This window comes from Cupriavidus plantarum, from assembly GCF_905397285.1.
Lineage (GTDB): Bacteria > Pseudomonadota > Gammaproteobacteria > Burkholderiales > Burkholderiaceae > Cupriavidus > Cupriavidus plantarum.
Genome location: NZ_CAJPUX010000006.1, coordinates 103,456 through 122,970 on the forward strand (window position 1 = coordinate 103,456; position 19,515 = coordinate 122,970).

The following is a 19,515-nucleotide window of genomic DNA, read 5'->3' on the forward strand; positions in this document are numbered from 1 at the left end:
CTCGCGACGGATGACCCTTTTTTTGTTTTCGCGACCAAAGGAAAGCCCCCATGACGCTCCAGGCCACGCCCCTCAACGCCATCCACCGCGCCCTCGGCGCCCGCATGGTCGACTTCGGCGGCTGGGACATGCCGGTCAGCTACGGCTCACAGATCGAGGAGCACAATGCCGTTCGGACCGACGCCGGCATGTTCGACGTCTCCCATATGTGCGTGGTCGATCTGGTCGGCGCCAACACGCGTACCTTCCTGCGCGGCCTGCTCGCCAATAACGTCGACAAGCTCCAGACGCCGGGCAAGGCACTGTATTCCTGCATGCTCGACGAAAAGGGCGGCGTCATCGACGACTTGATCGTCTACTTCTTTGCCGAGGACCGCTTCCGCCTCGTGGTCAACGCCAGCACGGCGCTCGGCGACATCGAATGGATCCGCGCGCGCAACGAGGCCACCGGCAGCGGTGTCGCCATCACGCCCCGCCGCGCCGATGTGGCCCCCGAAGGCACCGATGCCCTGGCGATCATCGCCGTGCAGGGACCGAACGCCCGGGGCCGCGTGTATGCGGCCTTCCCTTCGACACAGCCCGCCGATACGCTCAAGCCCTTCAACGCCGTCGTCGTGCAGGACCCCGCCGTCGGCGAACTGATGGTCGCGCGTACCGGTTACACCGGCGAGGATGGTTTCGAACTCGTGGTGCCGGCTGAAAACGTCGCAGGCATCTGGGAAAAGCTGCAGGCCGCGGGCGTGCGCCCGGCCGGTCTGGGCGCGCGCGACACGCTGCGCCTGGAGGCCGGCATGAACCTGTACGGCCAGGACATGGATATCGAAACCTCGCCGCTCGACGCGGGCCTGGCCTGGACGGTGGATCTGCAGAGCGAGCGCGACTTCACCGGCAAGGCGGCACTCGTCGCCAACGGCCAGCGGAAGAGCTTCCTCGGCCTGATCCTGCGCGACAAGGGTGTGCTGCGTGCGCACCAGAAGGTCATCACCGCTAGCGGCGAAGGCGAGATCACGAGCGGCACGTTCAGCCCTTCGCTGTCGCTGTCTGTCGCATTCGCACGGTTGCCGAAGGACATCGCGCCCGGTGACGAGGTGCAGGTGGAGATCCGCGACCGCAAACTCGCCGCAACTGTGGTTAAACTGCCGTTTGTGCGCAATGGCAAGGCACTCGTGAGCTGAAGCTCGCAACCACGGTCGCCCAACAACACGATGGATCGCCGGCAGGCATGGCTGCCTCGCCGGCTCCACACCCCAACATCTGTATCCGGAGAAACCTCATGAACTTCCCCGCCGACCTCAAGTACACCGAGTCGCACGAGTGGGTACGCGTCGAAGCCGACGGCACCCTGACCATCGGCATCACCGACCATGCGCAGGACGCGCTGGGCGACATCGTCTTTCTGGAACTGCCCGAGGTCGGCCGCACGGTCGGTGCCGGCGACGCACTGGCCGTCGTGGAATCGGTGAAGGCCGCCTCCGACATCTACGCGCCGGTGGCCGGTGAAGTCATCGCGATCAACGATGCCGCCACGGCCGCGCCGGAAAGCGTCAACGCCAACGCGTTTGACGCATGGCTGTTCAAGATCAAGCCCGCCAACGGCGACGACGTGAACGGCCTGATGAACGTGGACGCCTACAAGGCCAGCGTCGGCGCCTGAGCGCCCGCGGCCGCCTCCCGCAGAGCCGGCGGGAGGCACCAGAACGAAGTACCCGGCACGCACCGGCCGACCACCGGTGCCGCCACAACGAGACCCTTGCCATGAACGCCCCGCTGCCCACGAACGCTGCCGCGCAATCCCGCCCCACGCTGGCCGAACTGGAGGCGCGCGACGCGTTCTCCGCCCGCCATATCGGTCCCGACTCCGCCGAACAGCGCCACATGCTGAAGGTGCTCGGCTACGAGACGCGCGCCGCGCTGATCGACGCCGTGATCCCGGCCGCCATCCGTCGCCGCGACGGCATGCCGCTCGGTGAATTCACCGCCCCGCTGACCGAAGAGGCCGCGCTGGCCAGGCTCCGCGGACTGGCAGGCAAGAACAAGGTGTTCAAGAGCTTCATCGGCCAGGGCTACTACAACACGCTCACCCCGGGCGTGGTGCTGCGCAATATCTTCGAGAATCCCGCCTGGTACACCGCGTACACGCCGTACCAGCCCGAGATTTCGCAGGGCCGCCTGGAAGCGATGCTGAACTTCCAGCAGATGATCACGGACCTGACCGGCCTCGACATCGCCAACGCGTCGATGCTCGATGAAGGCACGGCCGCCGCCGAGGCCATGACGCTGCTGCAGCGCGTGAACAAGCATGCCTCGAACACGTTCTACGTGGCGGACGACGTGCTGCCGCAAACGCTGGAAGTGGTACGCACGCGCGCGCTGCCCCTCGGTATCGACATCAAGGTCGGCCCCGCGGCCGCCGCCGCCGGCGCCGATGCTTTCGGCGTGCTGCTGCAATACCCGGGCGTGAACGGCGACGTGGCCGACTACCGCGCGATCGCCGATGCCGTGCACGCTGCCGGAGGTCTGGTGGTGGCCGCGGCCGACCTGCTTGCGCTGACGCTAATCGCCGCACCCGGCGAATGGGGCGCGGATGTGGCGGTCGGCAACTCGCAGCGCTTCGGTGTGCCGCTTGGCTTCGGCGGCCCGCACGCGGGCTACATGGCGGTGAAGGATGCGTTCAAGCGCTCGATGCCGGGCCGCCTCGTCGGCGTGACCGTGGACGCGCAGGGCAACAAGGCGTACCGCCTCGCGCTGCAAACGCGCGAACAACATATCCGCCGCGAGAAAGCGACCTCGAACATCTGTACCGCGCAGGTGCTGCTGGCCGTGATGGCGTCGATGTATGCCGTGTATCACGGCCCGCAAGGTCTCCAGCGCATCGCGCAACGCGTGCATCGCCTGACCGCGACGCTGGCGGCGGGCCTCAAGGCCCTCGGCCACACGCCGCTGAACGAGACCTTCTTCGACACGCTGACGTTCGAGACCGGCTTCAACACGGAAGCGATTCACGCCGCGGCGACCTCGCATGGCATCAACCTCCGGCATGCCGGCGCCACGCGCATCGGCGTTTCGCTCGACGAGACCGCCACACGCGCTGACGTGGTCACGCTGTGGGAGATCTTCGCGCACGGCAAGCCGCTGCCCGACTTCGACGCCATCGAGGCCACGGTGTCCGACGGCTTCCCTGAAGCCCTCGCCCGCCAGAGCGCGTACCTGACGCATCCGGTGTTCAACACGCACCATGCCGAGCACGAGATGCTGCGCTACCTGCGCATGCTCGCCGACAAGGACCTCGCGCTCGACCGCACGATGATCCCGCTCGGCTCGTGCACGATGAAGCTGAATGCCACCAGCGAGATGATTCCGGTGACGTGGCCCGAGTTCAGCCGCATCCATCCGTTCGCGCCGCTCGACCAGACGGTCGGCTACCGCGAGATGATCGATCAGCTGGAAGCGATGCTGTGCGCGGCCACGGGCTACGCCGCAGTCAGCCTGCAGCCGAACGCCGGCTCGCAGGGCGAGTACGCGGGCCTGCTCATCATCCAGAAGTACCACGCCAGCCGTGGCGAAGGCCACCGCAACATCTGCCTGATCCCGTCTTCGGCGCACGGTACCAACCCCGCCTCCGCGCAGATGGCCGGCATGCAGGTGGTGGTCGTGGCCTGCGACGACAACGGCAACGTCGACCTCGCCGATCTCGCGAAAAAGGCCGCGCAGCACAGCGCGAACCTCGCCGCGATCATGATCACGTACCCGTCGACGCACGGCGTGTTCGAGGCTGGCGTGCAGGAAATCTGCGACATCGTGCATCGCCACGGTGGCCAGGTCTACGTGGACGGCGCCAACATGAATGCGATGGTCGGCACCGCCGCGCCCGGTCATTTCGGCGGCGACGTCTCGCACCTGAACCTGCACAAGACCTTCTGCATCCCGCACGGCGGTGGCGGCCCGGGCGTGGGTCCGGTTGCCGTGGGCGCGCACCTCGCGGACTTCCTGCCAAACCAGGACAGCGTCGGCTATCGCCGCGACGACAACGGCATCGGCGGTGTTTCCGCCGCGCCGTTTGGCTCGGCCAGCATCCTGCCGATCTCGTGGATGTACATCGCGATGATGGGTTCGGCCGGCCTGACCGCCGCGACCGAGAACGCGATCCTCACGGCCAACTACGTTGCGCGCCGCCTCGCGCCGCATTTCCCGGTGCTGTACACCGGCCAGCACGGCCTGGTCGCGCACGAGTGCATCCTGGACCTGCGTCCGCTCCAGAAGGAAACGGGCATCACCAACGAGGACGTTGCCAAGCGTCTGATGGACTACGGCTTCCACGCGCCGACGATGAGCTTCCCGGTGCCGGGCACGCTGATGATCGAGCCGACCGAAAGCGAGGCCCTGCACGAGCTGGATCGCTTCATCGACGCGATGATCGCCATCCGCGCGGAAATCGCCCGCGTGGCCGATGGCTCCTTCGACCGCGAGGACAACCCGCTCCGTCACGCGCCGCACACCGCCGCCGTGATCACCGCGAACGAATGGACGCACGCCTACACGCGCGAGGAAGCCGCCTACCCGGTGGCGTCGCTGCGCACGCAGAAATACTGGCCGCCGGTCGGCCGCGCGGACAACGTGTATGGCGACCGCAACCTGTTCTGCTCGTGCGTGCCGATGAGCGAGTACGCGCAGGACTGACAGACGGCGTTTGAGGGACGCGTTATGCTCGGAGCGCGCCGCTGATGTGCAGGCGGCGCGTTCCTGAGGAGAGCTCTCTCATGTGGCATCTCGAAGCGCCGTGGTGGGAATTCGTACTGCGTGGCCTGATCGTCTACGGCTCGCTGCTGCTCCTGATGCGGTTATGTGGCAAGCGCCAGACCGGCCAGCTCACGCCATTCGATCTCGTCCTGCTGCTGATCATTTCCAACGCCGTGCAGAACGCCATGAACGCCGGCGACAACTCGGTGGCCGCGGGACTGATACTGGCCTTGACGCTGTTCGGCGCCGATGCCACGCTGGGCTACTTCACCTGGCGCAGCCGGCGGATCGAGTCGATCGTGGACGGCACGCCGCAGATACTGATCCACGACGGCCACGTCAACGAGGCGGTCATGCGGCGGGAGCGCATCAGCTCGCACGAGCTGCAGAAGATCCTGCGCCGCCAGGGCTGCGAACGGCTGGAGCAGGTGCGCTTCGCGATCCTGGAAACCGATGGCACGGTCAGCGTGATGAAGCGCGAAGCCCCGCCGTCGGAAGAGCAACAGCTGGGCGCGCTGTGGCGCGATCCCGGCGAACCGTAGTCATAGGCAGCAGCAAGGGAGGCTTACCGTGGCCGTCAGCGTTTTCGATCTCTTCAAGGTGGGCATCGGCCCATCGAGCTCGCACACCGTGGGCCCGATGCGCGCCGCGCTGATGTTCGCGCAGGGCCTCGAGCGCGATGGCCTGATGCCTCAGGTGGGCAGCGTGCGCGTGGAACTCTATGGTTCGCTCGGCGCAACCGGCAAAGGGCACGGTACCGACAAGGGGGTCATGCTCGGCCTCATGGGCGAGGCGCCAGACACGATCGACCCCGATACCATCGACGCGAAACTCGGCGCGGTGCGCCAGTCGCGGACCATGGCGCTGCTCGGTGCGCACGCCATCCCGTTCGTCGAACGCGAGCACATTGCGTTCTACCGGCGGGAGGCGATGGCCGAGCATCCCAATGGCATGAAGTTCCACGCCTTCGATGCGGCGGGCACGCCGCTGCGCGAAGCGCGATACCTCTCCGTCGGCGGCGGCTTCGTCGTGACGGCGGGCGCGCCCAACACGCAGGTGCTCGCGGCCGCGCGGCAACTGCCGCATCCGTTCACCACCGGACGCGCGATGCTCGACATGGCCCGCGACAGCGGCAAGTCGATCGCGCGGCTGATGCTCGAGAACGAGCTGACGTGGCGCACGGAGCCCGAGGTCATCGACGGCCTGCTCCATATCTGGGACGTGATGCAGGCCTGCGTCGCGCGCGGCTGCCGCACGGAAGGTGAACTGCCGGGCCCGTTCAAGGTGCGCCGGCGTGCCCGAGAACTCCACCGCAACCTGACCGAACGCGCCGAACGCACGCTGTCCGATCCGCTCTCGGTGATGGACTGGGTGAACCTGTACGCGATGGCCGTCAACGAGGAAAATGCCGCGGGTGGACGCGTCGTGACCGCGCCGACCAACGGCGCGGCCGGCATCATCCCCGCGGTGCTGCATTATTACGATCGCTTCGTACCCGGCGCCAACCGCGCGGGCGTGGTCGACTTCCTGCTGACCGCCGGCGCAATCGGCCTGCTGTACAAGCTCAACGCCTCGATCTCGGGCGCCGAGGTAGGTTGTCAGGGCGAAGTCGGCGTCGCGTGCTCGATGGCGGCCGGCGCGCTCGCGGCGGTACTCGGGGGCACGCCGGAGCAGGTCGAGAACGCCGCCGAGATCGGTATGGAGCACAACCTCGGCCTGACCTGCGATCCCGTGGGCGGCCTCGTGCAGATTCCGTGCATCGAGCGCAACGCGATGGCGTCGGTGAAGGCCGTCAATGCCGCCCGCATGGCATTGCGCGGCGACGGCACTCACTATGTGTCGCTCGATTCGGTCATCAAGACCATGCGCGAGACGGGCGCGGACATGAAGACCAAGTACAAGGAAACCGCCCGCGGCGGGCTGGCCGTGAATATCGTCGAATGCTGACGCCGGACCGCGTATGATCCGTGTGCGTGCCCCCCAAACAAGAACGCCACGGCCATGCAGACCTTCCACCAGCTGTTCGACGATGTCTCGTCCACCTTCACCTACCTGCTCATCGACCGCGATACGCGGGAGGCACTGCTGATCGATCCCGTCGACCGCCTGCTCGAGCGCGACATGGGCGTGCTCGCCGCGCAAGGCGCGCGGCTCGCGTGGGTCGTCGAAACGCACGCGCACGCTGACCACATCACCTCCGCGGGCCATATCGCGCAGCAGACCGGCGCCCGCACCGCCGCCCCCTCCGGCTGCGACATCAAGCCCGCGCAGAAACAGCTGATCGATGGCGACACGCTGACGTTCGGCAGGCAGGTCCTGCGCGCGATGCACACGCCGGGCCACACGGCCGGCAGCATGAGCTACCTCTGGGACGAAGCGACGGCCGATGGTGTTGTGCGCCGGGTCTTCACCGGCGATGCACTGCTGATCGACGGCTGCGGCCGCACCGATTTCCAGTCCGGCGATGCGGGTACGCTCTACGACAGCCTCACGCAGAAGCTGTTCCGCCTGCCCGACGACACGCAGGTCTTTCCCGCGCACGACTACAAGGGACGCACCTCGTCCTCGATCGCGCACGAGCGCGCGCATAACGGCCGTGTGGCCGGCCGCTCGCGCGACGAGTTCATCGCGATGATGAAGGCGCTCAATCTGCCGCGTCCGAAGCTGATCGATATCGCGGTGCCGGCGAACCAGCAGCTCGGCCTCCAGGGGCACGAGCGCGACGGCGAGCGCGTGCCGCACGGCGCCTGATTTCCATCGAACGAAGGAACCGACATGTCCGAATACACGACCGAAGTCGTATGGGAACGCGGCGACCAGGACTTTCTGGACAAGCGTTACAGCCGCCGCCACGTGATCCGCTTCGACGGCGGCATCGAAGTACCCGGCTCGTCGTCGCCGCACGTGGTGCCCGTCCCCATGTCCGATGCCGCCGCGGTGGACCCCGAAGAGGCGTTCGTAGCGTCGCTGTCGACCTGCCACATGCTGTGGTTTCTCGGGCTTGCCGCGAAGGAACGTTTCCGCGTTGATCGCTATGTGGACAACGCCATTGGCGTGATGGAAAAGAATGCGGAAGGCCGCATCGCGGTGACCGTGGTCACGCTGCGGCCGAACGTGACGTTCTCCGGGGACCGCATTCCCACGCGCGAGCAGCTCGATCATCTGCATCATGCCGCGCACGATGCCTGCTACATCGCCAACTCGGTCAAGACGGACGTGCGCTGCGAGCCCGTGTATTGAAACGGTAAGAGAATGCCAACGCAGAAAATCGCGCTTAGATCTGACGACAGGCGCGCGAATTTATTCAATTGACGTGCCCCCGGGGCGCTGCAAATACTGGCGGCGACGCGCGAATGAACACCGCGCCGGGGAGCTGTCATGAAACACGTCGGATTCCTTTCTACCGGCATGGCCCGCGCGGCGTCGCTCGCCCTGACCGTCGGCATTGCCGGTGCCGCGCAGGCACAGACCCAGCCTGTCGCGTATCCCGCCAAGGGGCAATCGTCCCAGCAACAGGCCAGCGACGATGGCGCGTGCATGGGCTGGTCGAAGCAACAGACCGGTGTCGATCCGGCGCAGGTCGCGGCCGCGCCGCCGCCGAAGCAGGCACCGGCAGGCCAGCGCGTCGCCGGGGCGGCGGGCGGCGCAGCGATGGGTGCGGTCGCGGGAGCGATCGGCGGCGATGCGGGCAAGGGCGCGGCGGCGGGCGCGGCCGTGGGAACGATGGCCGGCGGCATGGAACATCGCCAGCAGCGCCGCCAGACCGAGGCGTACAACGCGCAGGTCACGGCGGGCAAGCAGCAGGCGATGGGCGCCTACTGGCAGGCCTGGCGCGCGTGCATGACGGGCAAGGGCTATACGGTCCAGTAGAAGCGCGAAGGGGCGCGAGGCAGTTGCCGCGCGCTTACGCTTCCCATCGCTCGCATGTCAGCCGCACCGTGTCGCGCAGGCTGTGCGCTTCCGCATCGGCCGCCCGTACCCAGCTCGCATCGCCATCGCGACGTTCGGCGAGTGCGCGGATGTTGGCGAGCGCGTCGAGCGAACCCAATGCCTCCGCATGCGGCACCAGCGCATCGCAAATCGAGATGATGTGGTCGGCGATGGGCATGCGCGTGAGTTCGTTCGGATGGACGTACTCGCCGTCGAGACCGAACCGGCACGCCTGGAAACGGTTGAACGTGTAGACGAGGTAATCGTCTTCCTGCGGCATGAACGGCCGCGATAGCAACAGGTAGCGCGACAGCGCCTGGATGTACGCGGCGATATCGCAGGCGCGTTGCACCGTCAACGGCGTGTCCATGACGCGCACCTCGATCGTGCCGAACTCGGGCTTGGGACGGATATCCCAATAGAAGTCCTTCATGCTCTCGATCACGCCCGTCTTGCGCATCTTGTCGAAGTACGCGGCAAAACCGTCCCACGTGAGCACGTGCGGCGCGCGGCCGCTCATGGGGAAGGCGGCCACCGAATTCAGGCGCGCCGAGGCAAAGCCCGTGTCCACGCCCTGCACGTACGGCGACGATGCGGCCAGCGCGATGAAGTGCGGCACGTAGCGGCCGATGGCATGAAGCAGGAACAGCGACTCGTCCGCGCTCGGGCAGCCGATGTGCACGTGCTGGCCAAACACGGTGAACTGCTTGGCGAGGTAGCCGTAGAGTTCGGAGATGTACTGGTACCGCGGCGAATTGGAGATCGTGCGTTCCGACCATTGCTGGAACGGGTGCGTGCCGCCGCCGCAGATGCCGAGGTTCAGCGATTTCGATGCGGCGTCCATCAGGTCGCGCATCGTGGTCAGTTCATCGAGCGCCTGCGCATAGTTATGGCAGATGCCCGTGCTGATCTCGATCATCGACGGACTGATCTCGGGCTTGATGTCGCCGGCGTGCTGCGCACCCTTGAGCGCGCGCAGCAGGTCGGGCGCGAACGGCGCGAGGTCGTAGTCGTGACGATTGACGAGCTGCAGCTCGAGTTCGACGCCGAATGTCAGCGCCTCGGAATGCTTGAACGGTTCGAGCGACATCAGCGCCCTCCTCCATTGCTACGGACCTCGCCCGCGTAGCGCAGGGCCCAGGCCGCGATGAGCGGGCTCACCAGTTGTTCGATCGCGAGCGCGCACAGGATGATCGACGCCAGCGGGCCACCCGTGCTCGGGTAGAGCCGCGCGATATCGCTCATCAACAGGTACGCAAGGCCAGACATCGGCGTGAGCGCGAGACCGAGCGCCATGCATTGCCGCAGGCTCAGCCCCGAGAACGAGCCCAGCGACACGACGCCGACCAGTTTGGCCACATGCCGCATCACCACGAGCACCAGCGCCAGCATACCGCCGACGACCCAGTCATGGGCGGTGAGCGGCAGGCCCAGCGAGACGACCATCACGATGATCAGCAGGCTGCCGGCGCTGCCGAAGTGCGTCGGCCACACATGCGGCTGCCGGTCCTGATGCTTGAACACGATGCCCGCCAGCAACAGCGTCAGCGGCATCGAGAGCTTGAGCACGCGCGTCAGCGCCAGCGTGAACAGCACGAGGCCCACGAGCACGAGGAAGCTGTAGTGATCGTCCGCCGACATGCGCGTGTAGATCGCATGGCCCGCCTTGCCCACGATCCACGCGAGCAGGCACGAACCCACCAGCAGGTACAGCGGATGCAGCAGCGCCGCGCCGATGTTGCCGTATTCCGAATGCAGCCAGCCTGTGGCGACCTGCACGATCGCCGCGGCATAGATACTGTTGAGCGCGGCCATCGCCATGAGCCGCTCGGTCACCTGTCCCTCGGCGCGCAGCTCGTTCTTGAGCTGAAGCACGATGGTCGGCGAGGTGCTGACCGCGATACCGCCCGCGAGAATCGCCACGCCCGGTGACGCGCCCAGCCATTGCAGCGTGAAAGCGACGAGTCCCCACGTCAGCAGACTCTCGGCCGCACTGGTAAACAGCAGCCACCGGTTCGCGCGCAGCCACGAGAGCGAGAGCCGATGCCCGAGCTCGAACAGCGCCAGCGCGAGCGCCATGTCGATGAGCACGCGCGTCTGCGCGATCATGTTGTCATCGACGATGCTGCGGCCCAGGGTGCCCGCGAAGAGGCCGATCACCGCGTACCCGACGATACGCGGGAAGCCCAGCCAGCGCCGCCCAAGTTCGCCGGCCAGCCCCGCGCCGATCAGCGCGAGTCCGACCCAGAACAGGCCGCTCGGGGCCAGGGGCAGCGTGGGAAAAAGTTGACTCAGTCCATTCATGGGCGACATGGTAACGGAAGCACCGCAATTCGCTTGTCGGGGTTTGTCCGACAGTGTTTGCATTCCGCACGCATATTGCGTGAACAGCGAGTAAAAAGCGCCATCGTCGTCGATGGTGCTTTTGTAGGAATTTCAGACCCGCATTGACGCTCGCAGCGCCTGGTGCGCGATCACACGCCCCAGATCTTCCACGCCGGCCGGGTTTCCTTCAGCGCCGCTTCGACTTTGGCATAGAGCCCGCGCGTGCGGCCCTTGTCGGCCCCCTGTGCCCGGGCGCGCTCGAACCAGCCCAGCGCAACGTCGCGCTGGGCGAGGCCGAGGGCAGCCTGCGTGGCGAGCAGGCAGGTCTCGGCATCCCAGTCTTCCCGCACCGCGATGGCGGCCGTGAAGTCCGCGAGCGCCTCCTCGTGGCGTTCCTCGCCCACGAGGATCCGCGCCCGTTGCACGCGCGGCGGCGCCTGATCGTACGGATCGCCTTCCGTCAGCGCGATCGCCTGCTCGAACAGCGGCAGCGCGCGGCCGACATCGCCAAGGTCGCGCCAGATGCCGCCGAACCGGTTGTGCAGCCAGGGATCCTCGACGACGAGCGCGCGGCGTTGCAGTGCCTCGATCTCTTCGAGCGCATCGGCGCGATCGTCCGCATCCATCGCGGGTGCGCCAGCGGCCAGCAAGGCCGCGTAGTGCGCGCGTGTGTGCGCCATCGCATGACCGGCTTCGCTGCGCGCCTCCACGGGCAGCGCGTCGAGCCGCGCGTCCATGCGCGCGAGGGCGTCAGTAGCCGTGGCCAGCGCGTCGCCGCCGCCCATGCGCGCCCATGCGGCCATCATCCGGCTGAACGCCCAGCCCACGCGCGACGGGTCGCGCTCGACCGGATGCCGCTCGAGCACGTCTTCGGCCATCGCCACGACCTGTTGCCACTGTCCCGCGCCCGCGTAGGCGTCGAGCATGTCGATCCAGTGCTCGATGAAATCGCTGGCCGCCATCCCCTTGCGATGCAGCGCCAGCCGCTCCTCGAGGTGCGCGGCGTCCGCGGGCAGGCTGCGGGCGAGCAGGCCGCACAGTAGCGAATAGAGATGCGGGTCGGCGTTGCCGCCGTGGCCGTTCGCATCCCCATCGCCGGTCGCGAAATACTGCTCGAATCGCTCGAGGCCGGTGCGGCACGCCTGCACGACGACCGGGTGCAAGGCGGCGCGCGCGGCGGGTACGTCATCGATGAAGTCGCGCAGCGCGCCGGCCGCATGGTAATAGCCCGCGCCGTCGTCGCTCGCGGCGGTCAGCGCGAAGCCCTGCCACGCGGGCTGCGCGCCCGGCTCGGTGGCGGCGTGGCGCCACGCCAGTTCGCGTACCTGGGCCTGCGGGTCGGGCTGCTGGCGCAGATAGACGGCAAGGTCTTCGAGCGCGCCCGCGCGGTCGTCGCCAAGGCGCAGCGGCGCACGGAGCCGGCGTGCCTCGGGATAGTCCGGGGCGTCCGCAAGAATGCGCGCGGCTTGTTCCGCGGCCAGCGCGTCGCCCGCGTCCGCGTCCAGGTCCAGCAGATCGGGAGAGTCGAGCGCGATGCGCCCCAGGCAGGCGCGCAGCAGCGGCTCGGCGCTACGGCCCGCTTCCTCCGCGGCGTCGATGTGGGCCTTCACCAGCGGCAGGATATCGACCGCGCCGAGGTCCGGCGCGCGATAGAGAAGATCGTGCCAATAACGGCCGGCGCGCGCGAAGTCCCCCAGCTCATAGGCCGCGACGCCAGCGTAGAAGTGAGCCGCCCATTCGCCGGTCGCCAGGCCGTTGCGCTGCGCGGCTTCGTGAAGCCAGTTCAGCGCCTCGCGCTGACGGCCCGCGCGCAGCAGCAGGGTGCCGTACTGGTGCGCGAGCAGACCCTGCGAGGCGAGGCGGTGCATCGGGGCCAGCGTGGAGCCCGTGGCGGGGGCCTCGGGCCCCGTCAGTCGCGCCATCGCCTCGTCCAGCGCGTCGAGCGCCGCGGACAGGTCGCCGGCATCGGCCAGCAACTGCGCGCGCAGCGTGGCGTGATCGACCACGTCCGGCTCGCTCAGCCAGAGCTGCTCGGCGATGCGAAGCGCCTCGTCCTGGCGACCCGCGTCGGCCAGCGCGACCGCGCGCTCGTAGCTCACATCCTGCACCACGGCTCCTTTGGAGAATATTCAGCAAGTGCGGAATTATGCGCCAGCCGCGCCACGTCCTAATGAGAGAACAAACGGAAAAAGGCGCCTGTTTCGGCTTGCTTCACGGAGGGATTGCCGCAGACCCGCGCCACATTTGGACGGATGCCGATTTCGGCACCCGCCGGTGGCGGGCTATAAATGCGCAGTCTATTTCAATGGGGACCGCCATGGTTCGATGGGTTGCCAGGGGACTGCTCCTCCTGATCTTAGGCGGCACGACGGTCGCGGTCGTCGTGCGTCTGCACCGCGCTGCCGCGGATGCCGGCGGCATGCCCGACGCTGCGCCGGTGGCGGACGGCGGGACCGCCTCGCGGGGGACGCCCGACAAGGCCGGGCTGCCCCCGATCCACGCGCCCGCGCCAGCGTCGGGGCGAGTGGCCGGGGGAGAGGGTGACCGGGCCGACGCCAGCGACCGCAGCGACGCCACCCACCCCAGCGACCCCGGCGACCCCGGCGATCTGCAGGCTGTCGGCCACGCCCTCGTCGAAGCCACGCATCCGGCCGAACGCGGCGCGCTGCTGGCGCGGCTGGATCCGGTCCGGCTGCGCGCCGTGCGGCAGTTCCTCACGCAGAACCCGCCCGTCTTCGACGGTCCGCGGCATGAAGTGGCCATTTTCGATGCCGAGCGCTATGGCAACTGGCTGACGGCCCGGGCCGATGTGGATGCCCATCTGCGCAATGGCCCGATGGTGGAGATGCTGGCCGACTACGTGCAGCAATCCGCCCGGGATGCCACGCTCGATGCGCGCGCGGTCGCCACGCTGGCGACCTTGCCCGATGCGGTGGAAGTAGCGGAAGTGTTGATCGCGCGCGGACTGCGCGCGTCGGTGGAGGCCCGGCTCGATGCGCTCGAGCAGGGCGCCGCAGGGGACGAAGGCACGCTCGATACCGTGGAGCAGGCACGGCTGGCGTTGCTGATCGCCGCGGACGAACTGGAGACGGCGCGCCGCGCCGACTGAGGACTCCGCCGAAGCTCAGCCAAAAAAAAGGAGCGAGCCCGTTCGCCCGCTCCCCGACTACATGGCTGCTTGGTTGCCGCTTACTTGCGGCTTACTTGCCACCAACCGTTTCCAGCACGGTCCACTTGCCATCGGCCACCTTGTACACGGTGATACCACCGTCCTTCAGGTCGCCACGGGCGTCATAGGCCAGCGTCTTGGTGGTCACGCCCGGCATATTGGTCGCGGCCAGCACCGGCAGGTAACGCGCGGGATCGGCCGAACCGGCCTTGATCATCGCGGTCATCATCGCGGTCGCGCCGTCATAAGCGTACGGCGAGTACGTCTGGACCTTGCCGCCGAAGCGCTTCTCGTACTTCTTCTCGTACGCGGCACCACCGGGCATCTGCTCGAGCGGCAGGCCGGCCAGCGACACGACGGTGCCATCCGCCGACGAACCCGCCAGCTTCAGGAAGTTGTCCGTCTTGGACATTTCGCCCGACACCAGCGGTGCCTTCAGGCCCAGTTCCTTGATCTGCTTGGCCATCGGCGCCGATTGCGTTTCCGCGCCGCCGTAGAAGATCACGTCCGGATTGCTGCGCTTGAGGTTGGTCAGCACGGCCTTGAAGTCCACGGCCTTGTCGTTCGTGAACTCGCGACGCACGATCTTGCCGCCCGCGGCCTTGGCGGCCTTCTCGAACTCGTCGGCCAGGCCCTGGCCGTAGGCGGTACGGTCATCCACGATCGCGATGTTCTTCGCGCCGAGCTTCTTCACGACGTACGCGCCGATCACCGAGCCCTGCTGGGTGTCGGACGTCATCATGCGGAACGTGGTCTTGAAACCCTGCTTTGTGTACTCGGGCGCGGTCGCCATCGCGATCTGCGGAATGCCGGCGCGGTTGTAGACCATCGAGGCCGGGATGCTGGTACCCGAGTTGAAATGGCCGAGCATGCCTTGGATGCCGGCATCCACGAGCTTCTGGGCGACGACGGAACCGGTCTTCGGATCGGCCTGATCGTCTTCGGAGACCAGCACGAACTTCACTTCCTTGCCGCCGATTTTCGGCTTCGTGGCGTTCATGTCCTCGATGGCGAGAACCACGCCGTTCTGCATGTCCTTGCCGTATTGCGCCTGGCCACCGGTCATCGGCGCCGCGAAACCCAGCTTGATTTCCTGTGCCTGCGCGAATGCAGCCGAGGCCATGGTCAGGCCGGCAACGGTCATCGCGATCGTCATGGCCGTCTTGTGGAAGGTCGTGCTCATCAGTTCTCCTTGGTACCATCTATGCCGATGTCGTCGGCGTTTTCTACGGCCCAGTGTAGGCAGAACTGGACCGTTCCTGGTGGCGTGACGGTTGCGGGATCGCCGCGCCCGTCACATCTTTCTTCGTGCCCTCAGCCAATGGTCATGAGGCTGGCATTGCCGCCCGCCGCGGCGGTGTTGACCGACAGCGAGCGCTCGATCAGCAAACGCTCGAGCGCGATGTTCGGTTCACCGTGCCCAAGTCCCTGTACGCTGACGATCGGACCCGGACGCGCGGCCACCTGCTCGCAGACGGTGCGCAACTGATCGGAGTCTCCGTGGTGCAGCACGGCATCGAATGCTGCGTCGGCGGACGACCAGTCGCCACGATCGGCAACGAGGCGGACGCGCGATTGTACTGCCTTGGGCAGGCGTGCCAACAGACCCTTCGAGAGCGGGATATCCGCCCATGCCGCCTCCGCGCCAACGGCCAGCACGGCAGCCAGCTGCAGCGCGAGATCGGACTCGTGCTGCGCGAGGCAAAGCACGCGCTCGCGTGGCAGCAGCGAGTAGGTGTTGCGCTCGCCCGTCGGCCCCGGCAGCGTGGCCGAAAGGCCCGACGGCGACGCCGCGGCAAACTGCTCGCACGCGGCAGCCAGCGCCGATTCGCCCGCACCCTGCGCCCAGGTCTTCAACGCTTCCAGCGCGTCGGCGCCCGGCCGCAGCGCTTCGGGCGCCCCGTTCACGTCGGCGGCCCGCACGGTGCGCACCACGGCGTCCTGCGGGCAGACCGACAGCAGGCGATGCAGGTACAGCGGGCCGCCGGCCTTCGGACCGGTGCCCGACAGGCCTTCGCCGCCGAACGGCTGCACCCCCACGACGGCGCCGACGATATTGCGGTTGACGTACAGGTTGCCGACGTGCGCGCGGCCCACGATATGCGCGATCGTTTCATCGATCCGCGTGTGGATGCCGAGCGTCAGGCCGTAGCCGGTACCGTTGATCTGGCCGATCAGCGTGTCCAGCGCGGCGCGCGGGAAGCGCACCACGTGCAGCACGGGACCGAACACTTCGCGTTGCAGCTCTTCGATGCTGTCGAGTTCGATCAGCGTCGGCGGCACGAAGGTGCCGTTGCGGCACGCGGCCGACTCGGCCGCGGCGGCATCCGCCTGATGCACGCGGCGGCCCTTGGCGCGCATCGCGTCGATATGGCGCACGATGTTGCCGCGCGCGTCCTCGTCGATGACGGGGCCGACGTCGACCGACAACCGGTCCGGATTGCCCAGCGTGAGCTCGCGCATCGCGCCCTTGAGCATCTCGATCACGCGATCCGCGACGTCTTCCTGCAGGCACAGCACGCGCAGGGCCGAACAACGCTGGCCCGCGGAGTCGAAGGCCGACGTGACCACGTCGCCCACGACCTGCTCGGCCAGCGCGGACGAGTCCACGATCATCGCATTCTGGCCCCCGGTCTCGGCGATCAGCGGCACGGGACGGCCCGCCGCGTCGAGGCGGCCAGCCACGTTGCGCTGGAGCAGACGGGCCACTTCGGTCGAACCCGTGAACATCACGCCCTTCACGCGCGCATCGCCCACAAGGGCGGCACCCACGGTTTCACCGCGGCCCGGCAGCAGTTGCACGGCACCGGCCGGCACGCCAGCCTCGCGCAGCAGCCGCACGGCCTGCGCCGCGATCAGCGGCGTTTGTTCGGCCGGCTTGGCCAGCACGGTATTGCCCGCCGCGAGCGCCGCGGCGACCTGGCCCGTGAAGATCGCCAGCGGGAAGTTCCACGGGCTGATGCAGACCACCGGACCCAGCGGACGATGCGTATCGTTGGAGAAGCTCTCACGCACCTGCACCGCGTAGTAACGCAGGAAGTCCACGGCCTCGCGCACTTCGGCGATCGCGTTCGAGAAAGTCTTGCCGGCCTCGCGCATGATCACGCCCATCAGCGACTGCATCTGGGCTTCCATCAGGTCCGCGGCACGCTCCAGCGCTGCCGCGCGGACTTCGGGCGGCGTCGCCTGCCAGATGGGCGCGGCGTTCACGGCGGCGGCCAGCGCGGCCTCGACCTCGGCCGGGGTCGCTTCGCTGACATGGCCAACCACGTCGCGATGATCGGCCGGGTTCAGCACGGGCACGAGCACCGCATCCGCACGATCCACCTCCGTACCGAGCAGCGGTTCGGCGCGGACCTGCTCGCTGGCACCTGCCAGGAGCGCCGAAGACAGCGAGGCAAGCCGATGCTCGTTCGACAGGTCGATGCCGGCGGAATTGGCGCGCGTGCCGCCGTACAGTGTGCGTGGCTGCGGAATGCGCGGGTGCGGCTGGCCGAGCACGCCCTCCTCCCGGTGCATGTCCTCCACCACCGCGACGGGGTCGGCCACGAGTTCGTCCAGCGCGATCGTCTCGTCGGCGATGCGGTTCACGAACGAGGTGTTGGCGCCGTTCTCGAGCAGACGGCGCACGAGGTAAGCCAGCAGCGTTTCATGCGTGCCCACCGGTGCATAGATGCGGCACGGGCGGCCGAACTTTCCGTCGGCGATCGCGCCCACCACCTGGTCGTACAGCGGCTCGCCCATGCCGTGCAGGCACTGGAACTCGTACTGGCCGGGATAGTAGTTCTGGCCCGCGATCTGATAGATCGCCGACAGGGTGTGCGCGTTGTGCGTGGCGAACTGCGGATAGATCGCGTCCGGCACGGACAGCAGCTTGCGCGCGCACGCGATGTACGACACGTCCGTGTAGACCTTGCGCGTGTACACCGGATAGCCTTCCAGACCATCCACCTGCGCGCGCTTGATCTCGCTGTCCCAGTACGCACCCTTCACCAGACGGATCATCAGGCGATGGCGGCTGCGGCGCGCGAGGTCGATCAGGTAGTCGATCACGAACGGGCAGCGCTTCTGGTAGCCCTGCACCACGAAGCCGATACCGTTCCAGCCCGCGAGTTCGGGCTCGAAGCACAGGCGCTCGAGCAGATCGAGCGAGATCTCGAGGCGATCCGCTTCTTCCGCATCGATGTTGATGCCGATGTCGTACTGGCGCGCAAGCATCGTGAGCGACTTCAGGCGGCCATACAGTTCGCCGATCACGCGCTCGTGCTGGGCGCGGCTGTAGCGCGGATGAAGCGCCGACAGCTTGATCGAGATGCCGGGGCCTTCATAGATGCCGCGGCCGCGCGATGCCTGGCCGATCGCGTGGATCGCCTGCTCGTAGGAGGCGAGGTATTTCTGTGCGTCGGCCTCGGTCATCGCGGCCTCGCCGAGCATGTCGTACGAGTAGCGGAAGCCCTCGGCTTCGTATTTGCGGGCGTTGGCGAGCGCTTCGGAAATCGTTTCGCCGGTCACGAACTGCTCGCCCATGAGGCGCATCGCCATGTCCACGCCCTTGCGGATCAGCGGCTCGCCGCCCTTGCCGATGATGCGCGTGAGCGCCTTCGACAGACCGGCTTCGGTATGCGTGGCCACGAGCTTGCCCGTCAGCAGCAGACCCCACGTGGCGGCGTTGACGAACAGCGACGGGCTTTGGCCCAGATGCGACTGCCAGTTGGCGCCACTGATCTTGTCGCGGATCAGTGCGTCGCGCGTGGCCTTGTCGGGAATGCGCAGCAGCGCTTCCGCCAGGCACATCAGCGCCACGCCTTCCTGCGACGACAGCGAGAATTCCTGGATGAGGCCCTGCACGAGGCCTTCGCGGCCGGTGCCGACCTTTTGCTCGCGCAGGCGGCTAGCCAGCGTCTTGGCCATCTTGATGGCCGCTTCCGCCTGCTTCTGCGGCAGGCGCGCCTGCTCGAGGAGCACGGGCACGCATTCCGTCTCGGGACGGCGATAGGCCGAGGTGATGGCGGCGCGCAGCACGGACTGCGGCTGGATGCTCTGCGCGAACTCGAGGAATGGCTGCGGCATGGCGTCGCCGGCGAACTCGTTCGCTTCGGCGCCATCGGCCTCGCTCACGGGGGCGGCGCCCGCCTCGTGCGGCTGATGACCGCGCTCCACCTGCTCCAGGTAGGTGAAGATGGCCTGCTTGATCAGCCAGTGCGGGGTGCGGTCGATGGATTGGGCGACGCGCTTGAGGCGTTCGCGCGATGCGTCGTCGAGCTTGACGCCGAGCGTGGTGGTGGCCATGCGGGAGATCTCCGGGAGAGCGGGAGCAGGCGTTGACCCAATGGGAGCCTGCGGGACTGTGCGCA

At 67.6% G+C, this 19,515-nt stretch carries 14 protein-coding genes; 9 read left to right on the plus strand and 5 right to left on the minus strand.

Going from position 1 to position 19,515, the window contains the following annotated elements; genetic code table 11:
• Window positions 1-50 precede the first annotated feature (50 nt).
• From gcvT to KHP16_RS23055, 8 genes are all read left to right on the plus strand, one after another.
• Window positions 51-1,175: a glycine cleavage system aminomethyltransferase GcvT gene (gcvT, locus tag KHP16_RS23020; RefSeq protein WP_211961218.1), complete on the plus strand. Its 1,125-nt coding sequence runs from the start codon at window positions 51-53 to the stop codon at window positions 1,173-1,175.
• A 98-nt stretch (window positions 1,176-1,273) separates the two neighbouring features.
• The gene (gene gcvH / locus KHP16_RS23025) at window positions 1,274-1,654 is read left to right on the plus strand and encodes a glycine cleavage system protein GcvH (RefSeq protein WP_109585327.1); all 381 of its coding nucleotides are present in this window, start codon (window positions 1,274-1,276) and stop codon (window positions 1,652-1,654) included.
• 101 nt (window positions 1,655-1,755) lie between these two features.
• Window positions 1,756-4,677 (plus strand): aminomethyl-transferring glycine dehydrogenase, encoded by a 2,922-nt coding sequence (gene gcvP, locus KHP16_RS23030; protein WP_211961219.1) that lies wholly within the window; start codon window positions 1,756-1,758, stop codon window positions 4,675-4,677.
• Window positions 4,678-4,757: 80 nt separating this feature from the next.
• Complete coding sequence (locus tag KHP16_RS23035; protein WP_109585329.1) at window positions 4,758-5,279, plus strand: DUF421 domain-containing protein; 522 nt, start codon at window positions 4,758-4,760, stop codon at window positions 5,277-5,279.
• A gap of 28 nt (window positions 5,280-5,307) precedes the next feature.
• Window positions 5,308-6,684: an L-serine ammonia-lyase gene (locus tag KHP16_RS23040; protein WP_109585330.1), complete on the plus strand. Its 1,377-nt coding sequence runs from the start codon at window positions 5,308-5,310 to the stop codon at window positions 6,682-6,684.
• Between the two features lie 54 nt (window positions 6,685-6,738).
• A complete protein-coding gene (locus KHP16_RS23045) occupies window positions 6,739-7,488 on the plus strand; it encodes an MBL fold metallo-hydrolase (protein WP_179592603.1) in 750 nt (249 codons plus the stop codon).
• Window positions 7,489-7,512: 24 nt separating this feature from the next.
• Window positions 7,513-7,977 (plus strand): OsmC family protein, encoded by a 465-nt coding sequence (locus tag KHP16_RS23050; protein WP_115955604.1) that lies wholly within the window; start codon window positions 7,513-7,515, stop codon window positions 7,975-7,977.
• A gap of 138 nt (window positions 7,978-8,115) precedes the next feature.
• On the plus strand, window positions 8,116-8,607 hold the full coding sequence (locus KHP16_RS23055) for a glycine zipper domain-containing protein (protein ID WP_109585333.1): 492 nt from the start codon (window positions 8,116-8,118) through the stop codon (window positions 8,605-8,607).
• A 34-nt stretch (window positions 8,608-8,641) separates the two neighbouring features.
• Here the strand turns inward: KHP16_RS23055 and KHP16_RS23060 are convergent, their stop codons facing one another.
• The 3 genes from KHP16_RS23060 to KHP16_RS23070 form a co-directional block, all read right to left on the minus strand.
• Window positions 8,642-9,757: a YbdK family carboxylate-amine ligase gene (locus KHP16_RS23060; RefSeq protein WP_109585334.1), complete on the minus strand. Its 1,116-nt coding sequence runs from the start codon at window positions 9,755-9,757 to the stop codon at window positions 8,642-8,644.
• Window positions 9,757-10,980: a cation:proton antiporter gene (locus KHP16_RS23065; RefSeq protein WP_167468526.1), complete on the minus strand. Its 1,224-nt coding sequence runs from the start codon at window positions 10,978-10,980 to the stop codon at window positions 9,757-9,759. Before KHP16_RS23065 ends, KHP16_RS23060 begins: the two co-directional genes overlap by 1 nt.
• A 161-nt stretch (window positions 10,981-11,141) precedes the next feature.
• A complete protein-coding gene (locus KHP16_RS23070; RefSeq protein ID WP_211961288.1) occupies window positions 11,142-13,100 on the minus strand; it encodes a tetratricopeptide repeat protein in 1,959 nt (652 codons plus the stop codon).
• 209 nt (window positions 13,101-13,309) lie between these two features.
• Here KHP16_RS23070 and KHP16_RS23075 point away from each other — a divergent pair, with 209 nt between their 5' ends.
• Complete coding sequence (locus KHP16_RS23075; RefSeq protein WP_147306237.1) at window positions 13,310-14,101, plus strand: hypothetical protein; 792 nt, start codon at window positions 13,310-13,312, stop codon at window positions 14,099-14,101.
• Between the two features lie 91 nt (window positions 14,102-14,192).
• Here the strand turns inward: KHP16_RS23075 and KHP16_RS23080 are convergent, their stop codons facing one another.
• Together KHP16_RS23080 and putA are read right to left on the minus strand one after the other, a co-directional pair.
• The gene (locus KHP16_RS23080) at window positions 14,193-15,344 is read right to left on the minus strand and encodes a branched-chain amino acid ABC transporter substrate-binding protein (protein WP_109585337.1); all 1,152 of its coding nucleotides are present in this window, start codon (window positions 15,342-15,344) and stop codon (window positions 14,193-14,195) included.
• 131 nt (window positions 15,345-15,475) lie between these two features.
• A complete protein-coding gene (putA, locus tag KHP16_RS23085; protein ID WP_211961220.1) occupies window positions 15,476-19,450 on the minus strand; it encodes a trifunctional transcriptional regulator/proline dehydrogenase/L-glutamate gamma-semialdehyde dehydrogenase in 3,975 nt (1,324 codons plus the stop codon).
• Between the last annotated feature and the right edge of the window lie 65 nt (window positions 19,451-19,515).

Excerpts from the sequence above, each read along its gene's own strand:
- gcvT (WP_211961218.1), top strand. The coding sequence starts at position 51 with ATGACGCTCCAGGCCACGCCCCTCAACGCCATCCACCGCGCCCTCGGC.
- gcvH (WP_109585327.1), top strand. The coding sequence starts at position 1,274 with ATGAACTTCCCCGCCGACCTCAAGTACACCGAGTCGCACGAGTGGGTA.
- gcvP (WP_211961219.1), top strand. The coding sequence starts at position 1,756 with ATGAACGCCCCGCTGCCCACGAACGCTGCCGCGCAATCCCGCCCCACG.
- KHP16_RS23035 (WP_109585329.1), top strand. The coding sequence starts at position 4,758 with ATGTGGCATCTCGAAGCGCCGTGGTGGGAATTCGTACTGCGTGGCCTG.
- KHP16_RS23045 (WP_179592603.1), top strand. The coding sequence starts at position 6,739 with ATGCAGACCTTCCACCAGCTGTTCGACGATGTCTCGTCCACCTTCACC.
- KHP16_RS23050 (WP_115955604.1), top strand. The coding sequence starts at position 7,513 with ATGTCCGAATACACGACCGAAGTCGTATGGGAACGCGGCGACCAGGAC.
- KHP16_RS23055 (WP_109585333.1), top strand. The coding sequence starts at position 8,116 with ATGAAACACGTCGGATTCCTTTCTACCGGCATGGCCCGCGCGGCGTCG.
- KHP16_RS23060 (WP_109585334.1), bottom strand. The coding sequence starts at position 9,757 with ATGTCGCTCGAACCGTTCAAGCATTCCGAGGCGCTGACATTCGGCGTC.
- KHP16_RS23065 (WP_167468526.1), bottom strand. The coding sequence starts at position 10,980 with ATGTCGCCCATGAATGGACTGAGTCAACTTTTTCCCACGCTGCCCCTG.
- KHP16_RS23075 (WP_147306237.1), top strand. The coding sequence starts at position 13,310 with ATGGTTCGATGGGTTGCCAGGGGACTGCTCCTCCTGATCTTAGGCGGC.
- KHP16_RS23080 (WP_109585337.1), bottom strand. The coding sequence starts at position 15,344 with ATGAGCACGACCTTCCACAAGACGGCCATGACGATCGCGATGACCGTT.
- putA (WP_211961220.1), bottom strand. The coding sequence starts at position 19,450 with ATGGCCACCACCACGCTCGGCGTCAAGCTCGACGACGCATCGCGCGAA.